Source organism: Microvirga thermotolerans, assembly GCF_009363855.1.
Lineage (GTDB): Bacteria > Pseudomonadota > Alphaproteobacteria > Rhizobiales > Beijerinckiaceae > Microvirga > Microvirga thermotolerans.
Genome location: NZ_CP045423.1, coordinates 3270477 through 3287698 on the forward strand (window position 1 = coordinate 3270477; position 17222 = coordinate 3287698).

16 protein-coding genes are annotated in these 17222 nt (G+C 65.7%); 5 read left to right on the forward strand and 11 right to left on the reverse strand.

Annotated features, from left to right (window positions below; genetic code table 11):
• Positions 1-27: 27 nt before the first annotated feature.
• Positions 28-813, forward strand: coding sequence for a gamma-glutamyl-gamma-aminobutyrate hydrolase family protein (locus GDR74_RS15575; RefSeq protein WP_152587152.1), 786 nt, complete (start codon positions 28-30; stop codon positions 811-813).
• Between the two features lie 31 nt (positions 814-844).
• The gene (locus GDR74_RS15580) at positions 845-2278 is read left to right on the forward strand and encodes a gamma-aminobutyraldehyde dehydrogenase (protein ID WP_152587153.1); all 1434 of its coding nucleotides are present in this window, start codon (positions 845-847) and stop codon (positions 2276-2278) included.
• A 65-nt stretch (positions 2279-2343) separates the two neighbouring features.
• On the opposite strand, the gene hutG is transcribed toward GDR74_RS15580, so the two are convergent.
• The 5 genes from hutG to GDR74_RS15605 form a co-directional block, all read right to left on the reverse strand.
• Complete coding sequence (gene hutG, locus GDR74_RS15585) at positions 2344-3240, reverse strand: formimidoylglutamase (RefSeq protein WP_194164558.1); 897 nt, start codon at positions 3238-3240, stop codon at positions 2344-2346.
• Positions 3241-3318: 78 nt separating this feature from the next.
• Entirely contained in the window at positions 3319-4083 is a 765-nt protein-coding gene (locus GDR74_RS15590) for an amino acid ABC transporter ATP-binding protein (RefSeq protein WP_152587155.1), read from the reverse strand.
• Positions 4080-4748, reverse strand: coding sequence for an amino acid ABC transporter permease (locus GDR74_RS15595; RefSeq protein WP_152587156.1), 669 nt, complete (start codon positions 4746-4748; stop codon positions 4080-4082). The genes GDR74_RS15590 and GDR74_RS15595 overlap by 4 nt, the downstream gene beginning before the upstream one ends.
• A gap of 28 nt (positions 4749-4776) precedes the next feature.
• Entirely contained in the window at positions 4777-5520 is a 744-nt protein-coding gene (locus GDR74_RS15600; RefSeq protein WP_152587157.1) for a glutamine ABC transporter substrate-binding protein, read from the reverse strand.
• A 24-nt stretch (positions 5521-5544) separates the two neighbouring features.
• On the reverse strand, positions 5545-6273 hold the full coding sequence (locus GDR74_RS15605) for an IclR family transcriptional regulator (protein WP_152587158.1): 729 nt from the start codon (positions 6271-6273) through the stop codon (positions 5545-5547).
• 227 nt (positions 6274-6500) lie between these two features.
• Between GDR74_RS15605 and GDR74_RS15610 the strand changes: the two genes are divergently transcribed.
• Complete coding sequence (locus tag GDR74_RS15610) at positions 6501-6983, forward strand: DUF1622 domain-containing protein (RefSeq protein ID WP_343039609.1); 483 nt, start codon at positions 6501-6503, stop codon at positions 6981-6983.
• Positions 6984-7120: 137 nt separating this feature from the next.
• Here the strand turns inward: GDR74_RS15610 and GDR74_RS15615 are convergent, their stop codons facing one another.
• From GDR74_RS15615 to GDR74_RS15635, 5 genes are read right to left on the reverse strand one after another with little or no spacing between them, the layout of a single operon-like run.
• Positions 7121-7921: an amino acid ABC transporter ATP-binding protein gene (locus tag GDR74_RS15615; protein WP_281349024.1), complete on the reverse strand. Its 801-nt coding sequence runs from the start codon at positions 7919-7921 to the stop codon at positions 7121-7123.
• Complete coding sequence (locus GDR74_RS15620; RefSeq protein WP_152587159.1) at positions 7918-8835, reverse strand: amino acid ABC transporter permease; 918 nt, start codon at positions 8833-8835, stop codon at positions 7918-7920. Before GDR74_RS15620 ends, GDR74_RS15615 begins: the two co-directional genes overlap by 4 nt.
• Before the next feature lie 5 nt (positions 8836-8840).
• Complete coding sequence (locus tag GDR74_RS15625) at positions 8841-9704, reverse strand: ABC transporter substrate-binding protein (RefSeq protein WP_246180187.1); 864 nt, start codon at positions 9702-9704, stop codon at positions 8841-8843.
• A 59-nt stretch (positions 9705-9763) separates the two neighbouring features.
• Positions 9764-10582: a deaminated glutathione amidase gene (locus GDR74_RS15630; protein WP_152587161.1), complete on the reverse strand. Its 819-nt coding sequence runs from the start codon at positions 10580-10582 to the stop codon at positions 9764-9766.
• The gene (locus GDR74_RS15635; protein ID WP_152587162.1) at positions 10579-11553 is read right to left on the reverse strand and encodes a substrate-binding domain-containing protein; all 975 of its coding nucleotides are present in this window, start codon (positions 11551-11553) and stop codon (positions 10579-10581) included. The genes GDR74_RS15630 and GDR74_RS15635 overlap by 4 nt, the downstream gene beginning before the upstream one ends.
• 120 nt (positions 11554-11673) lie before the next feature.
• Here GDR74_RS15635 and GDR74_RS15640 point away from each other — a divergent pair, with 120 nt between their 5' ends.
• On the forward strand, positions 11674-13005 hold the full coding sequence (locus tag GDR74_RS15640; protein ID WP_152587814.1) for an aminotransferase-like domain-containing protein: 1332 nt from the start codon (positions 11674-11676) through the stop codon (positions 13003-13005).
• A 30-nt stretch (positions 13006-13035) separates the two neighbouring features.
• Here GDR74_RS15640 and GDR74_RS15645 read toward each other — a convergent pair whose 3' ends face one another.
• A complete protein-coding gene (locus GDR74_RS15645; RefSeq protein ID WP_152587163.1) occupies positions 13036-13911 on the reverse strand; it encodes a GGDEF domain-containing protein in 876 nt (291 codons plus the stop codon).
• A 390-nt stretch (positions 13912-14301) separates the two neighbouring features.
• Between GDR74_RS15645 and GDR74_RS15650 the strand changes: the two genes are divergently transcribed.
• Positions 14302-17064 carry an autotransporter family protein gene (locus tag GDR74_RS15650; RefSeq protein ID WP_194164559.1) on the forward strand — a complete coding sequence of 921 codons (2763 nt, stop codon included), beginning with the start codon at positions 14302-14304 and terminating at the stop codon, positions 17062-17064.
• Positions 17065-17222 lie beyond the last annotated feature (158 nt).

The following is a 17222-nucleotide window of genomic DNA, read 5'->3' on the forward strand; positions in this document are numbered from 1 at the left end:
CCGTTCCATAAGAAGGCGAGGATCGACATGGCTTCTTCATTTCCTTCGTCGCACCGTACCGGCGCAAGGCCGCTCCTCGGCGTCATCGCCTGCAACCGTATTCTCGGCGAGGAGCGGGCTGCCAGCGTCATGAGGCGGTACCTCGTTGCCGCCTCCTACATGGACGCGTCCGTCGTCATCGTTCCGAGCCTTCCGGAGCTCGTCGACGCCGTGCGTCTCGCCTCCACGGTCGACGGGCTTCTCCTGACCGGAAGCCCTTCGAACATCTCCGGCCGTTTCTATGGCGAGGAGAACGCGACGGGAGAGGGCCCTTTCGACGAGGAGCGGGACGAAGTCGTCAGAACCATGATCGGCGAGGCATCGAAAGCAGGAAAGCCGATCCTCGGCATCTGCCGTGGCCTGCAGGAGATCAACGTCGCCCTCGGCGGAACCCTGCGGCGTGACCTCGCCGTCTCCTCCCGTGAGCTGGAGCATCACGCGCCTTCGGGCGTCGATCTCGATGCCATGTTCGGGCTGGAGCACGAGGTCAGCCTGAGGGAGGACGGGGTCCTGGCCCACATCCTCGGAACGACGCACATGAAGGTGAACTCCGTCCACTATCAAGGCATCGACCGCCTTGCACCCGGGGCCACGGTGGAGGCAACGGCACCGGATGGTGTCGTCGAGGCCTTGTCCGCCCGTCTCGGATCCTCCGCGGTGCTCGCCGTTCAATGGCATCCGGAATGGCGCACCGAGCGGAACCGCCACTCCCAGAACCTCTTCCGCGCCTTCGGGCAAGTCTTGAGAGGTCAGGGCCTGCCGGGCTTCGTCTGATCGAATCGCTACTCTTTTTTGGAATCTGCCCATGTTCGAGAATTCGCACGTCTTTCTGAATGGCCGCTTCGAGGCCGGAAAAGGCAAGGCGGAGACGGTGGTAAACCCTTCGACGGGTGAGCCGGTCGCTACGCTGCCGAGCGCCGACCGTGACCAGATCGACCGCGCGGTCGCGGCAGCGGACGCCGCCTTTCCGGGCTGGGCGAACCTGACGCCGCGTGAGCGCTCGAGAGCCCTGCTGCGGATCGCCGACAAGATCGAGGCCGATGCGGCCATCTTCGCGGATCTCGAATCCCGCAACTGCGGAAAGCCTCACCGCTACGTCCTCGGCGGCGAAGTTCCCAACGTGGTCGATGTCTTTCGCTTCTTCGCAGGGGCGGCGCGCACGATGCCGGGCGTTCCGGCCGGGGAATATCGCAACGGGCGCAATACCAGCATGCTCCGGCGCGATCCGGTGGGGGTCGTTGCCTCCATCGCGCCCTGGAACTATCCCCTCCTGATGGCGAGCTGGAAGATTGCCCCGGCAATCGCCGCCGGCAACACCGTCGTCATCAAGCCTTCGGAGCATACTCCGCTGACTCTGCTGAAACTCGCCGAGATCCTGGCGGAGATCCTGCCTCCCGGCGTCGTGAACGTGGTGACGGGCAACGGCGCCGACGTAGGTCAGCACCTCGTCTCCCATCCCCTGGTGCGGATGGTCTCCCTCACGGGCGACGTGGGAACGGGCCGGAAGATCATGGCCGCCGCGGCTGAGACTCTCAAGCGCACGCACCTCGAGCTTGGTGGCAAGGCGCCCGTGATCGTCTTCGACGACGCGGATCTCTCCTGTCTCATCGAAACCTTAAAGGAAGCGAGCTTCTACAACGCGGGACAGGACTGCACGGCAGCGTGCCACATCTACGCGGCGGCCCCGATCCACGACCGCCTCGCCGCAGATCTCGCGAGCGCCATCAAGGCCCTTCCTTTCGGCGATCCCGACGATCCGCGGGCGGAGCTCGGACCGCTGATCACCGCCCGGCAGCGCGAGCGCGTCGCCGGTTTCGTGGACCGCGCGCGGCAAGCCGGCGGCGAGGTTCTGGCCGGAGGCCGGGCGCCCGAACGCCCGGGCTTCTTCTATGAGCCCACTCTCGTCGCCGCGGCCCAGGCTTCCGAGATCGTGCAGAAGGAGGTGTTCGGCCCCGTGGTCTCGATCACGCCGTTCCGGGACGAAGAGCAGGTCGTCGCATGGGCGAACGCGTCGTCATACGGTCTCGCCTCCTCCGTGTGGACAAATAACGCAGGCCGCGCCACCCGCGTTTCCTCCGCCCTGCGCTACGGGGTGACCTGGGTCAATACCCATGGCGTGTTCGCCACGGAGATGCCTCATGGGGGCATGCGCCATTCGGGCTACGGCAGCGATCTCTCGATGAACGGGCTCACGGAATATACCCAGGTCCGCCACGTCATGTTCGCGCACCAGTCCTGAGGCCGAGGTGCATGATCCGCTCTCGGACCGCCGGCATCCACCGGAGCGCGGGCAGTCCGAAAACGCTACGGGAAACCGGATGAACGTTTCCCAAGGCCTATGGCGAGGCGGTAGGCGAGACGGGCCGCGACGCGTCCGGTCCGGTCGTCGCAGTCGAGGTCGGGATTGAGCTCGGCGATGTCGGCCACGATCAGCTTTCCCGACGCCTTCACGGCATCGATCACGTCCTCCACCACGTCGAGGCCGATGCCGCAGGCCGCAGGCGCGGACACTCCGGGCGCGGTCGCGGCCGGGAGCACATCGAGATCGATCGACAGGTAAACCCTGTCTACCGCGTCGAGGCGCTGCGCGAGAGCCCGCCTGACAGCGCCCGGGGCGGCCTTGCGAACCTCCTCGTCCAGCCAGTACTCGGCCCCGAGACGCGCCGCCCTTTCGAACAGTGCCGTCGTGTTCGCCAGTTCGCTGATCCCGATGCAGAGATAGTTGAACGAGGCGTTACGCGCCGCGCACAGTTCGGCGATCTGGCGGAACGGCGTGCCCGAGTTCGGAACGGGCGCGAGCCGCAGGTCGAAATGTGCGTCGAGGTTGACGACCAGAACCCTCGTCGAGGCCAGGTTGTCGCCAAGATGCTTCGCGAGCCCCAGGAAGCTGCCATAAGCGATTTCGTGCCCGCCGCCCAGAACGACGGGACGGATGCCCTTACCGAGAAGGGATGCGACCGCATCGGCCAGTCGTTCCTGCGCCGCGTCCAGGTCGCCGTCCCTGCAGGCGACATCGCCCGCATCGTGAAGCTCGGCCGGGCCGTGCACCGGCAGGCGCTCCAGTAGGCTGCGGATGACCGCAGGCCCCCGGGCGGCGCCGACACGGCCGTAGTTGCGGCGCACGCCCTCGTCGCAGGCAAAGCCGAGAATTGCCGCCCCCCCGCGCGTTTCCTCTTTCAGAGGGCGCAGCACGTCCTTCACCCGAAAGACAGGTCCGTCCTCTCCCCGGTCGCCGGGGAGGCCGGCGCTCGGAGCATCATGTTGCACCGACATGAGAGCTCAATCCCGCGTGAGAACCGCCTGGAGGAAGGAGCGGGTGCGCGGGTTCTGCGGATTGCCGAACACCTGCTCGGGCGGCCCCGCTTCGATGATGCGGCCTGCATCCATGACCATCACCACGTCCGCAACCTCGCGGGCGAAGCCCATCTCGTGGGTGACCACGATCATCGTCATGCCCTCCCTGGCGAGGGCCTTCATGACCTGCAGCACCTCACCCACCAGCTCTGGGTCGAGGGCCGATGTCGGCTCGTCGAACAGCATGACGCGCGGCTGCATAGCGAGCGCGCGGGCGATGGCGACGCGCTGCTTCTGGCCGCCCGAGAGGGTCGAAGGGTAGGCTTCCGCCTTCTGCGCGAGGCCGACCTTTGCGAGAAGATCGCGGGCAAGTGCATCGGCATCGGCCTTCGACATTTTGCGAAGCTGTCGCGGGCCCACAGTCACGTTCTCGATCACCGTCAGATGCGGAAACAGGTTGAAGGACTGGAACACCATGCCCACCTGCATGCGCAGGGCATTGAGCTCCTTGTCCGGGATCAGACGGCCTTCCTTGACCAGATCCGCCCCGCAGATCGTGATGGATCCTTCCTGCGGCACTTCGAGAGCGTTGCAGCAGCGCAGGAGCGTGCTTTTTCCCGAGCCCGACGGGCCGATGATGACGACGACCTGCGAAGGCTGCACCGAAAGGGAAACGTCGTTGAGCACCCGGTGCGCGCCGAAGCTCTTGCCGATGTGGCGCACCTCGACAATGGGTTTCGAAAGACTCATTGCACGACTCCTCCGGCGCGCAGCCGCGTTTCGAGATGGCGGAGCAGCAAGCCTGTCAGGCTGGTGAGGATGAGATAGACGAAGGCGATCGCCAGGTAGACTTCCAGGGACCGGTAGGAGACCGAAATGATCTTCTGTCCCTCATGCATGAGGTCCGCAATCGTCAACAGCGACACGAGCGCAGAGTTCTTGATGAGCGCGATGAACTCGTTCCCGAGAGGAGGAATCATCCGCACGACCGCCTGCGGAAGGATGATGATGCGCATCGCCTGGCGGTAAGACATGCCCAGCGAGCGGGCGGCCTCCATCTGGCCGCGGTCGATGGACTGGATGGCGCCTCGCACGATCTCCGACACGTAGGCGCCCGAATAGATCCCCAGGCCGAGGACGCCGCACAGGAAGGCGGGAAGCAGGATGTTGAACTGGGGCAGGCCGAAGAAGAGCAGGAACAGCTGCACCAGGAGCGGCGTGCCCCGGATGAACGTGACATAACCCGTCGCCAGTCCATAGATCAGTTTCTTGCTCGGATCGAGCCGGGCGATGCCGACGAGGAGGCCGAGCACGCAGCCGAGGAGAAGCGATGCGCTCGTCACCTGGATGGTCACGATGGCGCCGTGCAGGAGCTGGGACCAGCCCAGCCAAACCGGGGTAAAATCTAAGGTCATCCGGGACACCTGATGGATGGCGAGGGGGTTAGTTGCCGGCCTCGAACCACTTCTGAACGAGCTTGTCGTAGGTTCCGTCGGCCTTCACCTTGGCGAGCGCCTGGTTGAGCTCCTTGGTCAGCTCCGGCAGATCCTTGCGAACGGCCATGCCGTATTCCTCGACGGTGAGCTGCTTGTCGATCACCTTCACGCCCGGACGGCTCTTCGCGAAGAGCTTGGCGGCAGGCTTGCCCGTGACGGCGGCATCGACGCGGCCGATCTCCACCAGGTTGAACATTTCCTGGTTCTTCTCCACCTCGACGCGCTCCACCTTCGGGAACTTCTCCTGAAGGTAAGCGACCGACTTGGTGCCGACCTGGACCGACACCTTCTTGCCGTCGAGATCTTCCGGCCCCTTGATCGTGGTGTTGTCCTTCTTCACCAGCATCACGAGACCGCCGGGATAGTAGGGGTCCGTGAAGTCGACCACCTTCTTGCGCTCGTCCGTGATGTAGATCGCGGAGACCGCCATGTCGAAGCGCTTCGCCAGGAGGCCGGGGATGAGTCCCTTGAAGTCGATGGAGGTCCACTCGACCTTCTTGCCCATCTTCTGGGCCAGCGCTTCGACGAGCTCGATGTCGAAGCCGGTCAGCTTGCCGTTCTCCTGGAACTCGAACGGCATGAAGGTCGCGTCCGTGGCGACCCGCAGCGTTTCCGGCGTCTGCGCCTGCGCCACGCCGAAGCAGGCCAGCGCCCCGGCCACGCCGAGCGCGATCTTACGAAGCAATGTCATGGGATTTCCCTCTCCTTTGGTTGATCAGACTTGTTGAAGGCGCATGGAGATGACCTTCGCGGTCGCGACAGTAAGCTGGATCAGCTCGTCGCGTCTCTGGCCGACGCGTGTGCTCGGAGCCATGAGGCTGAGGCCGCCTTCGAGGCGAGCATCATGCGAGAAGATCGGCGCGCTGGCGCCCCAGACGCCGGCATCGACTTCGCCTTCGCTTTCGGCATAACCGCGCGCCCGAACCTCTTTCAGGTCCCGCAGGAGCGCAGACCGCGCTGCATCGTCATCGCCCAGGAGGCGGTTGCACACCTCGTCCTGAACGGTTTGCGGCAGGAAGGCCAGCAGGGCCTTGGCCGAAGCACCGCGGCTCAGAGGCTGGGAACGCCCCTTGCTGAAGGAGCAGCGCAGGGATTGCGGGCTCTCGATCATCTCCAGACAGAAAACCTCGGTGCCCAGGGCCTTCATCAGGCCGACGCTCTCCTGCGTGAGGAGACTGAGCCTCTGCATCTCGGGCAGGGCGACGGCGAGGACCTGAGACGTCCTGTCGAAGCTCTGCGCCATCTTCAGGCAGATCGGGCCGGGGCCGTAGCCGAGATCGCGCCCGAGATCGACGATGAAGTCGCGATCCTTCAGCAGGGTGAGGTGCCGGTAGGCGCTGGAGAGCGGAATGCCGGCCCTTTCGCTGACCTGCTTCGCAGAGACAGGTTCGCTCGCGGTCGCGACCGTTACCAGAACATCAAGGAGCCGCTCGACAGCCGACATTCCATCCCGCCCAGTTCTTATTCTATGGGATTAGTATTTCCGCTATTTGGGAATTGCAAGCGGAAACTGCCGGCACCGGCAAGTCACGTTACCACATTCGGCAACATTAACTGCAGACGGGGAGCGCCGGCGAATGCTGACGAGGTCCGGGCGTCCTGTATGGGGCGGACCTCGCGAACGGATTCCGCTGCTGGCCGTTATGCATCGGATCTACCGACGGAGCCCTCATGGTCGGGTTCGCTTCCACGCTCCCTTTCGTCATGACGTCCGCACTGGCGGAGGAACTGCCTGGCGGCACGATCTTCCGAGGCGGCTCCTATCGCGAGACCATCGACATCGTCCTGGAATGGGTCTCCACCGGAATAGAGGTCGCGGGCGTCACGATCATCGTCGTCGGGGCCATCGCGGCGACCGCGGTGTTCCTGTATGGCGGCCTCGTCTCGGTCGGCTGGCCGGCCGCGTTCCACAGGTACCGCGCCAATCTCGGCCGCGGCATCCTTCTCGGCCTCGAGCTTCTCGTTGCCGCCGACATCATCGGCACGGTGGCAGTAACGCCCTCCATCGAGAACCTCGCGATTCTCGCGCTGATCGTGCTCATCCGCACGTTCCTCAGCTTCTCGCTCGAGGTGGAGATCGAAGGCCGCTGGCCCTGGCGAAGGGCCGAGGCGGACAGAGAAGGCCCGTCGGAAGAGACGCGCGAGCGGTTGTGAGGACGGATGTGAAGGCGCAGGCGCTCCCTCCCGATCCGTTCCTGTTTCGCCCCGTTGGCCGCTTCGGAGAAGCGACGGAGCAACGCGGCTCGTCGCCCTTCAGCGACAAGCCGGCTCCCACTGCTGCGCCCGATGCCTTAGCTCTGAATGAAGCGGCTGAGGAAGAGGCGGGTGCGCGGATGCGCAGGATTGGACAGGACGACATTCGGGTCACCCTGCTCGACGACCTTGCCGCCGTCCATGAAGACGACCCGGTCGGCGGCTTCGCGCGCGAAGCCGATTTCGTGCGTGACGACGATCATGGTCAGCCCCTGCTCCGCCAGATCGCGCATCGTTGCGAGCACTTCTCCCACCAGTTCCGGGTCGAGCGCCGAGGTCGGCTCGTCGAACAGCATGAGCGTCGGACGGATCGCGAGCGCACGGGCAATGGCGACCCGCTGCTGCTGTCCGCCCGAGAGCTGCCGGGGATATGCATGAGCCTTGTGTACCAGGCCGACGCGCTGCAGAAGCTCCATCGCGTAGGCCTCCGCCGCCTTGCGGCTTTGCCCGTGAACGCCAATGGGCGCCTCGACGATGTTCTCCAGCGCCGTCATATGCGGATAGAGGTTGAACTGCTGGAACACCATGCCGATCTTCCGTCGCTGCGCGGCGATGGCCCGGTCCGACAGCTTGTGCAGACGCCCTTTGCGGAGTTCGTAGCCGATCTGCTGGTCGCCAACCTCGATGAAGCCGCGGTCGATCGCCTCCAGATGATTGATGCACCGCAGGAACGTGGACTTTCCGGACCCCGAGGGTCCCAGGATCACGACCACCTCTCCAGGCATGACGTCCAGGTCGATCCCCTTCAACACCTCGTTGCTGCCGAAGGATTTGTGGACATTCCGCGCACGGACGAGGGGATGGGCCGCCATGGAAACCGATTGCACTGCCGACCTCATGCGGTCTCCTCCACACGGATTGCGGCGGCCGCCTTCGCCTCATCGGCGGAGGAACCACGCTCGCCGCGCGCATAATAGCGTTCGATGAAGCTCTGCCCGATGTTGAGGATGGATGTGACGACGAGATACCAGATCACGGCGACCATCAGCATCGGGATCACCTCGAAGGTGCGGTTGTAGACCGCCTGCACCGAGTAGAGCAGATCCGACATGGCGATGACGCTCACCAGGGACGTTGCCTTGATCATGCTGATGAGCTGGTTCCCGGTCGGCGGAATGATGGAGCGCATGGCCTGCGGAATGATGATGCGCCGCAGGGCCCGCAGCCGACTCATCCCGAAGGCGTCCGTGGCCTCGATCTGCCCCCTGTCGACGGAAAGGAGGCCGCCGCGAATGATCTCGGCCATGTAGGCGGCCTCGTTGAGGGACAGGCCGGCGATGGCCGCCGTCATAGGCGTGATGAGATCGTTCGTGTTCCAGCGGGCCAGGGTGGGCCCGAACGGGATGGAGATCGCGATCTCCGGGAAGAGCGTGGAGAGATTGTACCAGAAGATCAGCTGAACGAGCAGCGGCGTTCCCCGGAAGAACCAGATGAACAGGGCGGCCAGAGAGCGAAACAGAACGTCCTGGGACATCCTCGCAATGGCCAGGATCAGGCCGATGGCGATGCCGATCGCCATCGCGACAACGGTGAGGCCGAGCGTCACCGACAGTCCCTTGAGAATCGACTCGGCCGTGAGCCACTGGGCCACGATGTGCCAGCCGAAATTCTCGTTACGGGCGACGACCCAGGCAAAGTTCCCTGCGACGAGCAGCACGACGGTCCAGAGCAGCCAGCGTCCCCACTCGACCGGCTGATGGGCGTTCGCGACGTCGCGAGGGTGAACCTGGGAACTGACGGTGCGCTCGGCCATGCTCGTCACTTCTTCGCGAGATTGATTCCGGGCTCCGGAATCATGTTGTTCTCGAGCCCCCACTTCTTCATGACGGCGGCATAGGTACCGTTCTTCACGAGTTCCTTGATCGCTCCGAGGAGGATCTCGCCCAGCGGGGAGCCCTTGGCGACGACGGCGCCCTGATACAGGTCGTCGAACCCGTTTGCCTTGCCGACGGCGGCAAGCTCCAATTCACCGTTCGCCTGCTGCACGAAATAGGTGAGAGGAGCCTGGGAGGAGAAGAAGGCATCGGCACGCTTCGAACGGACGGACAGGATCGACGTCGGCTGGTCGGTATAGGACTGAACCTCCAGAGCAGGCTTTCCCTCCGCCGCGCATTTCTCGGCCTGGGCCTTGATGACCCGCTCGGCCGAACCGCCCGACATGACGGCGATGCGGTTTCCGCAGGCCTCCTCCAAGGAGTTGATGCCCTTGGGATTGCCCTTCTGCACGGCGAAGACGACGTATTCCTGGACATAATCCACGAAATCGTTCGCCTCCTGGCGCGACTTGAAATCGCCCACGGGCCCCATCGCGAACTGATAGCGCCCAGACTTGATCCCGCTGAGCAGGGCCGACAGCCCGCTGACGGTGGCGTGCTCGATCTTGACGCCGAGCAGCTGCCCGATCGCATCGGCGAGATCGGCGCTCGCGCCCGTCATCGTGCGGGAATCGGTGACGATTTCATAAGGGGGAAACGAACCGCTGTTGACCGAGACCAGCTTGTTCGACGCCCTGATCTCTTCCGGCAGCTTGGCGCGAAGATCGTCGTTGACCTTCTGCTGAGGAATATTCCCTGCGGGCGCGGCCTGTGCGAAGGCTGCGCCATGGGACAGGACCATCGCCATTCCGGCGGCCCACAGAACATTTCGAAGCATCGTCGTTTCCTTCCCTCTCTGGTTGAATGTCATGCCGCTTCGTTCCGCGGGAGCGCAGTGGCAGCGAGCTCGGGCCGGGCAAAGCGCCTGTTGGCGAGCACCGGGAGCACGGAGCGGGCATGCGCGATCCGGGCCCGGTCGATGTCCGCGAACACGAGCGCGGGCGCCTCGCCCGCGCGGGCGATCGCGACCCCGAGAGGATCGACGACCATGCTCGCGCCGATATTGCGCTCCCCGCACTCCCCGACAGCGACCAGATAGCAGGTGTTCTCGAGCGCGCGCGCCGTCACAAGGACCTCCCAATGCGCCTCCTTGCCAAGGCCGCGCACCCAGGCCGCCGGCAGCACGATCACATCCGCTCCGTCCACCGCAAGCCTGCGGGCCAGCTCCGGGAAACGCAGATCGTAGCAGGTCATCATGCCGACCTTCAGCCCTGCGACATCGAGCAGCTCCGGAAGCTCGTCCCCCGGCTGCACGTTCGCCGACTCCTTTGCGGAGAAGGCGTCGTAAAGGTGAAGTTTGCGATACTGGGAAAGGATGCGTCCGTCCCTTACGGTGACGAGCACGTTGAATACCCGGCCCGCTTCGGCAGGCACGTGGATGCAGGTCATCGTGGTGAGGCTGGAGCCACGGCTCGCTTCCAGCACCCGGGTCATGAACGGCCCGTCGAGCGGCTGCGCCGTTTTCAGCACGATGTCCGGATCGGTGATGTCGCGCGCCAGGATTCCTTCGGGAAGCACGAGGAGGTCGGCGGCGCCGTCCTGTGCCTGCCTCATCAGCCGCATGCAGGTTTCCGCATTCTCCTGCCATTCGCGGCTGACGGCGAACTGCCCTAGAGCGACTTTCATGCGGGCTCTCCTACGAGTGTCGTTGCAGCTGGGAACAGGGCGTCGGGGGTCAGGACGGTGTCCGCCAGACCTTGGCGGCGGATCTCCGCCAGGAAGTCCGCGATCATGACGCGATTGGCTTCGAGGCCGCTGGCGTTCCAGTCGGGCGGCAGGTCGCGTCCGACGCGGCCAAGCTCCTCGACGATCCAGGGCGTCGTATCCGCGTACTTGCGGCGCTTCTCCAGCCAGACGCGCTGGGACTCGTCGAGGAGATCGCTGAGCTCCTGCGGGAGCCATGGATGCTCCGCCACGAGCGCGGCCTTGATGCCGAGGACATGGATTCCCGGCACGTAGCCGACCGCATCGAAGTAGGCGAGCTCCGCCGCGTGCAAATCCGGCAGCAGGTGGCGGAACCGGGAGGAGCGGTCGAAGAATCCGGGCGGCATGAACGGCGTAAAGACAGCGTCCAGTTCGCCGCTCTCGAGAAGATCGAGCATCGGACGCTCGCCCGGTACGGCCTCGATGCGGCCAGGACGGGCATAGGGGCCGAGACGGTCGACGACGGGATGGGCTTCGGTCAGCCGTCCCGCGTACCACCGCACGTCCTCGATGCCGACGCCCGCCTGCGCCAAGGCGGCGCGTGTCCAGGTATTGCCGGAGTCCTGCCACCCGGTCACCCCGATCCGGCACCCCTTCAACTCGTCGAGGCGTGTCAGACGGCTCGTCCGGGCCGTGATGATGCAGCGGTGGCGAAAGCCCCGCATGAGGAAGTTCGGCACGCCGAAGATGGAGGCATCGCCTCGCGCGCGCCCTGTCGTGTAGCGGCTGAAGGAAATTTCGCTGGCGTCGTAGCGAGGATCGTTCGCGAAATCCTCCGGAAGAGCGTTGACCCGGTCGACGCGCACGTCGAGGCGCTCCGATGCGACATCGCCGAGAACGAGCGGCGTCATGTAATCCCAGTCTCGGAGCGCCAGACGAACCGTAATCTTCACGCTTCTCTCCAGTTCATGTCCGCACTCGATTGGAGGACATGCTTGCCGAAACGGAAAATTAAATGTTCAATTGAGCTGATCAATGATTATTATGTTATCGAACATAAAAAGACCGATGCCATGAGTTCCCCGCACGATGCCCGCTGGCTGGCGGGGCGACTGAACGACCGCACGGCGCGCGGCATTGCGGTCGAAACCAGCGCCCTCATTCGCTCCGGCGCCCTGCCCATCGGCACGCGCCTCCCGACCGTGCGGGACCTGGCCTTCGAGCTCGGCGTCAGCCCTGCGACCGTCTCTGAGGCCTGGAGCGAGCTGCGACGCCAGAAGATGATCAGCGGGAGAGGTCGAACGGGCATCTGGGTGTTTGGGAACACCGTTGCACCCCAGCCCGCGCGCATGGCCAGCATCGGCCATTTCGACGACGGCGTTCTCGACCTCACGCTCGCAGCACCCGACCGTCAGCTCCTGCCGCCCCTCGCCCAGGCCCTGACCCACGGGGCCCATGCGGAAAACCTGAACAGCTATGAACGCACGCCGATTCTTGGCGAATTGCGCGCCGCCGTCGAGGAGCGTTGGCCCTATCGTCCGGAGACCTTCCTTGCGACCAACGGCGGCTACAACGCCCTCTACTCCGCCCTGCACGCACTGGTGATGCCGGGTGCAAGCGTCGCGATCGAGGACCCGACCGCCATGCGCATTCTCGACATCATCGAAGATCTCGGGGCCGAGATCATCCCCGTCGCCTGCGATTCAGACGGCCCTCTTCCTGACGCGCTGGCGAAGGCTCTCAACAGAAAGCCGACGGTGTTCATCTATCAGCCGCGCACCCATTCCGTCACGGGGCGGGCGGTGAGCCCGGCGCGCCTCGGGGAAATCGCGACCGTTCTCGACAGGAGCGAATGCTTCATCATGGAAGACGACGGCGTGGGCGATGTCTCCCCTCTCGCCCCCGTCAGCCTCGGGGGCGCGTTCCCCGAGCGCGTCATCCACATCCTGTCGTTCTCGAAATCTCTCGGCCCCGATCTCAGGCTCGCCGTGCTGTCCGGTTCGAGCGCCGTCATCAAGCAGATCCAGTCCTATCGCAGCTTCAGTTCGGGCTGGACGAGCCGGCTTCTGCAGGCCGCAGCCGCCTGGCTTCTCACCGACACCGACAGCATACGCATTGTTGCGGAGGCGCGCGACGCCTATGCCGCGCGGCGGGAAGCGCTTGCGTGCGCCCTTCGTCTCCGCGGCATCGATCTTCCTTCAGGCGACGGCCTCTGCGTCTGGATTCCGGTTGCATCGGAACAGTTCGCGCTCATCACGCTGGCGGCGAGGGGCATTGCCGTCCTTCCGGGGACGAAATGCTCCGTGAACCCGACCAACCACATTCGCGTGGCGACGAGCATGCTCGTCGACCGATACGATTTTGTCGCGGATTCCATTGCGCTCGCCGCCGGCAGCTCCGGGTGAGCCGCGCGGGCGCCGGCCGGATCCTTCAGGTCAGGCGCTGCGCAGGCTCGCGCCGGAGATATCCGAACAGACCCTGTAAGCGGACTTCCCGGTCGCCTTGCCGTCCTCTTTTGCCGCATAAAGAGCGACGTCGGCTTTCCTGACGAGCTCGCGCACCGTCCGACCCGACTGAGGGTAGAAGGAGATGCCGATGGACACGCCGACCTCAACCGTACGCCCATCGATGGAAACGGGGCGGTCGACGATGCGGATCACTTTCTCCGCGATGCTCCGCACCGCATCGTGCCGTTCGTGAGGGCTGGTCCCTTCGATCTCGTAAGCGATGATCGCGAATTCGTCTCCACCGAGCCGGAACACGGCGTCCCTCTCCCGCATGCCGGCCTGCAGGCGCCGCGAGACGGCCTTCAGCACCGCATCGCCCATCGGATGGCCGAAGCGATCGTTGACCTGCTTGAATCGGTTGAGGTCGAGCAGCAGGATGGCCGCCGTCGAATTGCTTGCCTGGCCCTCCCCGGCTCTCCCAACCAGAGCCGAGAGGCTCATGTCGAACTTGGCGCGGTTCGCAAGGCCCGTGAGGGGATCCAGCTGGGCCCGCAATTCCGCCTCGGCGGCTCTCTGCTCCGCCCTGACCCTCTCAGCCGCCTCGCGGCGAAGATCCTCCAGCCGCCGCCACGAGAAGACCCAGAGGCTCACGCACAGAAAGACTCCGAGCAGCACGGCTTCGTAGAAATCGATGCGCTTTTCGGAAGGCACGCCGCTCCAGGATCCGAAGATCGTGAACTCATAGGCGGCCCAGAGCAGGATCACGAATGCCGTCGCGATGAGAAACAGGTCATGCCCGGCCCGCTTCCGATGCCACCGGTGACTTCCTGAAGCTGTATTCGCGCGGTCGAAATCGTGGCCCATCGTGCAGCCTGCATAACCAATAAGATCACGGCTGCCAACCGCCCACTACGCATGTTCTCCCGGCCCGGAGCCGGGACGCTTCGATTGCTCGCCGGTCTCAGCTCCGCCCCGCGAGGGATGTGACGCGATCGGAGCGGTCCACACAAGTCCCGACGAAGCCGTCGGCGCGATACGGGCCCTCGAATGGGAGCCGGCGCCGCGGCAGGATCGGAGAGGATGAGGAACGATCCTTCGTTGCGTTAAGAAAATGAAGACATTCCCTTGCGTAAGATTAAAGGTTTTGCCAAACATCCCGGATCCGATAGGACAACGGTCACAAAGTATAGGGGGCAGGACATGGTTCGCTGCGGGGGGCGTTCGCGCAAGCCTATTACATCGCATATCTGTCTGTTGGCGCTGACGACGGTCTCGACGCTTGCCCTGTCGCTCCAGGCCCACGCGCTGAACCTCAACGATCCGGCCGCGGACGCCGCAGGCGGAATCGCAAACTACTGGGATCGCGGCAACACGCTGCCGAACGTCGTATCCCTCTTCATGCAGTCCGATGGAAGCTACTGCACCGGCAGCCTGATCAACAGCCGCATGGTCCTGACGGCGTCGCACTGCATGGTCGATGAAGACACCAATCAGATCGCGTCCCATTTGCCCGGCTCGCAGATCCGCTTCAGTTCCGATGCTTTTCAGGCCGGCCCCAACGACCGCGGCATCAGCGGCATCCTGGCTCATCCGGGCTACTCGACAACCACGTTTGGCGTGCATGACATCGGCCTCGTGTCGCTCAGCAGGCCCGTGACGAACGTCACCCCCGTCACGTTGATCGCACCCGGCGATCCGCTTCCGCCGGTCGGGTCGCTCGTCATCATGTCCGGCTATGGGCGATCCGGCACCGGAACGGACCCTGAAAGCATCGACGACTCGAAGCGCCGGATCGGCGCCACCAATATCGGCGCCTATGCGCCCGCCTCTCCCGGCGCCCCTCAATCCATCCGCGCCCAGTTCCGGAACCCGGCCTCGCCATCCTCGCCGGATGCCTTCAACCTCAGCGGAATGGGCGTCCCGGTTCCTTCTCTCCAGGCGCAGCCGGGCCGGGGCGACAGCGGCGGCCCGCTCTTTCTCGTGACGGACAAAGGTCTTGTTCAGATCGGCACCGTCATCGGCGGCGGTCCTGACGGCTACAGCGGCATCGACAACTGGACGCCGGTTCAGGACTATCTCACCTGGATCTATGCGAACAATCCTCTGCGCTCCACCTCCGCCAATCCCGGCACGTTCAACTGGAGCAATCCGGCGGCCTGGGCGGATACGCTGGGGCGGAGCGAGGTTCCCAACAACAGCGATGGCGGCTTCGCCGGCTACGGCCAGCTTGGCCGCTACTACGAGGTCTCGCTGAAGGCGGCCTCCGCGATGACCGCCGACATGGACGCGACGGTCGACAGCCTGTCCATCGCCCATCCGCAGGCGTCCCTCAACATCCCCTCTGCGCGCACCCTGACCACGCTGCTCGACACGCAGGTTTCCAACGGCGCCCTGCAGGTGGACGGCCGGATCAACGTGCAGAACCTGGTGCTCCTCGGCGGCGCGCTGTCGGGCTCGGGCACGGTCGCGGCGTCCGGCGGGCTCGTCAACGCGGCCGGCACGGTCTCGCCCGGTCAGGCCGGCAGCCTCGGCACCCTCACCGTCTCCGGCAATTATCAGCAGCTGTCCAACGGCACCCTGGCAATTCGGGTCATCGGCGGCAATGCCGACCGGCTCGCGGTCACCGGATCCGCCTCCCTCGACGGAACGCTTGCCCTGACGGGGGCGCCGACGGCCATCAACACGAGCCAAAGCTACACCGTGCTCACGGCAGGCCAGGGCGTAAGCGGCCGCTTCGCGAATGTCAGCTCGAACCTGCTGTTCCTCGACCCCGCGCTGGCCTACCGGTCGGATCTGGTCAGCGTCTCGTTCGTTCGGAACAACCGGGCATTCGATCAGGTGGCGACCGACGCGAACGACGACGCGGTCGCGGATGCCCTCAAGAGTCTCACGCCGTCGAACCGCATCTATCAGGCGATCGTCGCGAGCACGTCGGCAACCGACGTTCGCCGCGCGCTGGATCTTCTGTCGGGGGAGGGTCATGCGACGGCGGTGACGAGCGCCTACGGCCAGGGGCAGCTGGTGCAGAGCAGCCTGCTCGCCCGCCTGCGCCAGCCGCTGATCGGCCCCGCCCTGCCGCGGCTGGCGCAAGGCGCGGGCCAGGGCGCAGGCCCGGGCGCCTTCGCCGCCGCCTATGCCGCCGACCGGCCCGGCGCGCCGGTGCCGCCGGTCGCGGTCGCCGCCGCCGCCCCGGCTGCCTATGCCCTGTGGGGCGAAGGCTTCGGCGCCTGGGGCCGGACCCGCTCCGACGGCAATGCCGCCTCGCTCGCCACCGCCACCGGCGGCTTCGTGCTCGGCGCCGACGCCCTTCTCGCCGACGGCCTGCGCCTCGGGCTGGCCGGCGGCTACGCCTCGACCGCCTTCGACGTCGACGCCCGCCTCTCCTCGGGCTCGAGCGAGGGCGTGTTCGGCGCCGTCTACGGCGCCGGCCAGTGGGGCGCGCTCGCCGTGCGGCTCGGCGGCGTCGCCACCCGCCACGACTTCGCCCTGACGCGCAGCGTCAGCTTCCCCGGCTTCGCCGATGCGCTGCGCGCCTCCTATGGCGGGACGAGCCTGCAGGGCTTCGGCGAGGTCGGCTACCGGCTGGGCTTGGGCGCGCTGGCGCTCGAGCCGTTCGCCGGGGCGGCGCTGCTGCGGCTCGACAGCGACGGCTTCCAGGAGCGCGGCGGCGCGGCGGCGCTGGTCGGCTTCGGCCGCCGCTTTGCGCTCGGCACCACCACGCTGGGGGTGCGGGCGGAGGCGCGGCTCGGCGCGGAGCTGCCGGTGCTGGTGCGCGGCCTGCTCGGCTGGCGGCATGCCTATGGCGACGTGGCGCCGGAGGCGCGGCTCGGCCTGGCCGGGGCGGGCGTGCCGTTTACAGTGGCGGGGGCGCCGGTGGACCGGGATGCGCTGGTGGCGGAGGCGGGGCTCGACTGGCAGGCGGCGGCGGCCGTCACGCTCGGCGTGGCCTATGCCGGGCAGATCGGCACGCGCGCGCAGGAGCACGCCCTGAAGGGCAACCTCACCTGGCGCTTCTGACCTTGGCGCTTCTGACCTTGGCGCTCTGAGCCCCGCCGCAACGCCACCGGCGGGCTCAAGATCCATAGCTCAGGATGCGGAACGGACTTCCCAGCTTCCTGAGGAGGCGGTCCCTCTCCTCGACGGTCTCTCCGCCGGACGGGGGACGCCGCATTGCC

Bases quoted from the DNA above. Each gene is read 5' to 3' on its own strand.
- GDR74_RS15575 (WP_152587152.1), top strand. From the start codon at position 28: ATGGCTTCTTCATTTCCTTCGTCGCACCGTACCGGCGCAAGGCCGCTC.
- GDR74_RS15580 (WP_152587153.1), top strand. From the start codon at position 845: ATGTTCGAGAATTCGCACGTCTTTCTGAATGGCCGCTTCGAGGCCGGA.
- GDR74_RS15590 (WP_152587155.1), bottom strand. From the start codon at position 4,083: ATGAGTCTTTCGAAACCCATTGTCGAGGTGCGCCACATCGGCAAGAGC.
- GDR74_RS15595 (WP_152587156.1), bottom strand. From the start codon at position 4,748: ATGACCTTAGATTTTACCCCGGTTTGGCTGGGCTGGTCCCAGCTCCTG.
- GDR74_RS15600 (WP_152587157.1), bottom strand. From the start codon at position 5,520: ATGACATTGCTTCGTAAGATCGCGCTCGGCGTGGCCGGGGCGCTGGCC.
- GDR74_RS15605 (WP_152587158.1), bottom strand. From the start codon at position 6,273: ATGTCGGCTGTCGAGCGGCTCCTTGATGTTCTGGTAACGGTCGCGACC.
- GDR74_RS15610 (WP_343039609.1), top strand. From the start codon at position 6,501: ATGGTCGGGTTCGCTTCCACGCTCCCTTTCGTCATGACGTCCGCACTG.
- GDR74_RS15615 (WP_281349024.1), bottom strand. From the start codon at position 7,921: ATGAGGTCGGCAGTGCAATCGGTTTCCATGGCGGCCCATCCCCTCGTC.
- GDR74_RS15620 (WP_152587159.1), bottom strand. From the start codon at position 8,835: ATGGCCGAGCGCACCGTCAGTTCCCAGGTTCACCCTCGCGACGTCGCG.
- GDR74_RS15625 (WP_246180187.1), bottom strand. From the start codon at position 9,704: ATGGCGATGGTCCTGTCCCATGGCGCAGCCTTCGCACAGGCCGCGCCC.
- GDR74_RS15630 (WP_152587161.1), bottom strand. From the start codon at position 10,582: ATGAAAGTCGCTCTAGGGCAGTTCGCCGTCAGCCGCGAATGGCAGGAG.
- GDR74_RS15640 (WP_152587814.1), top strand. From the start codon at position 11,674: ATGAGTTCCCCGCACGATGCCCGCTGGCTGGCGGGGCGACTGAACGAC.
- GDR74_RS15645 (WP_152587163.1), bottom strand. From the start codon at position 13,911: ATGGGCCACGATTTCGACCGCGCGAATACAGCTTCAGGAAGTCACCGG.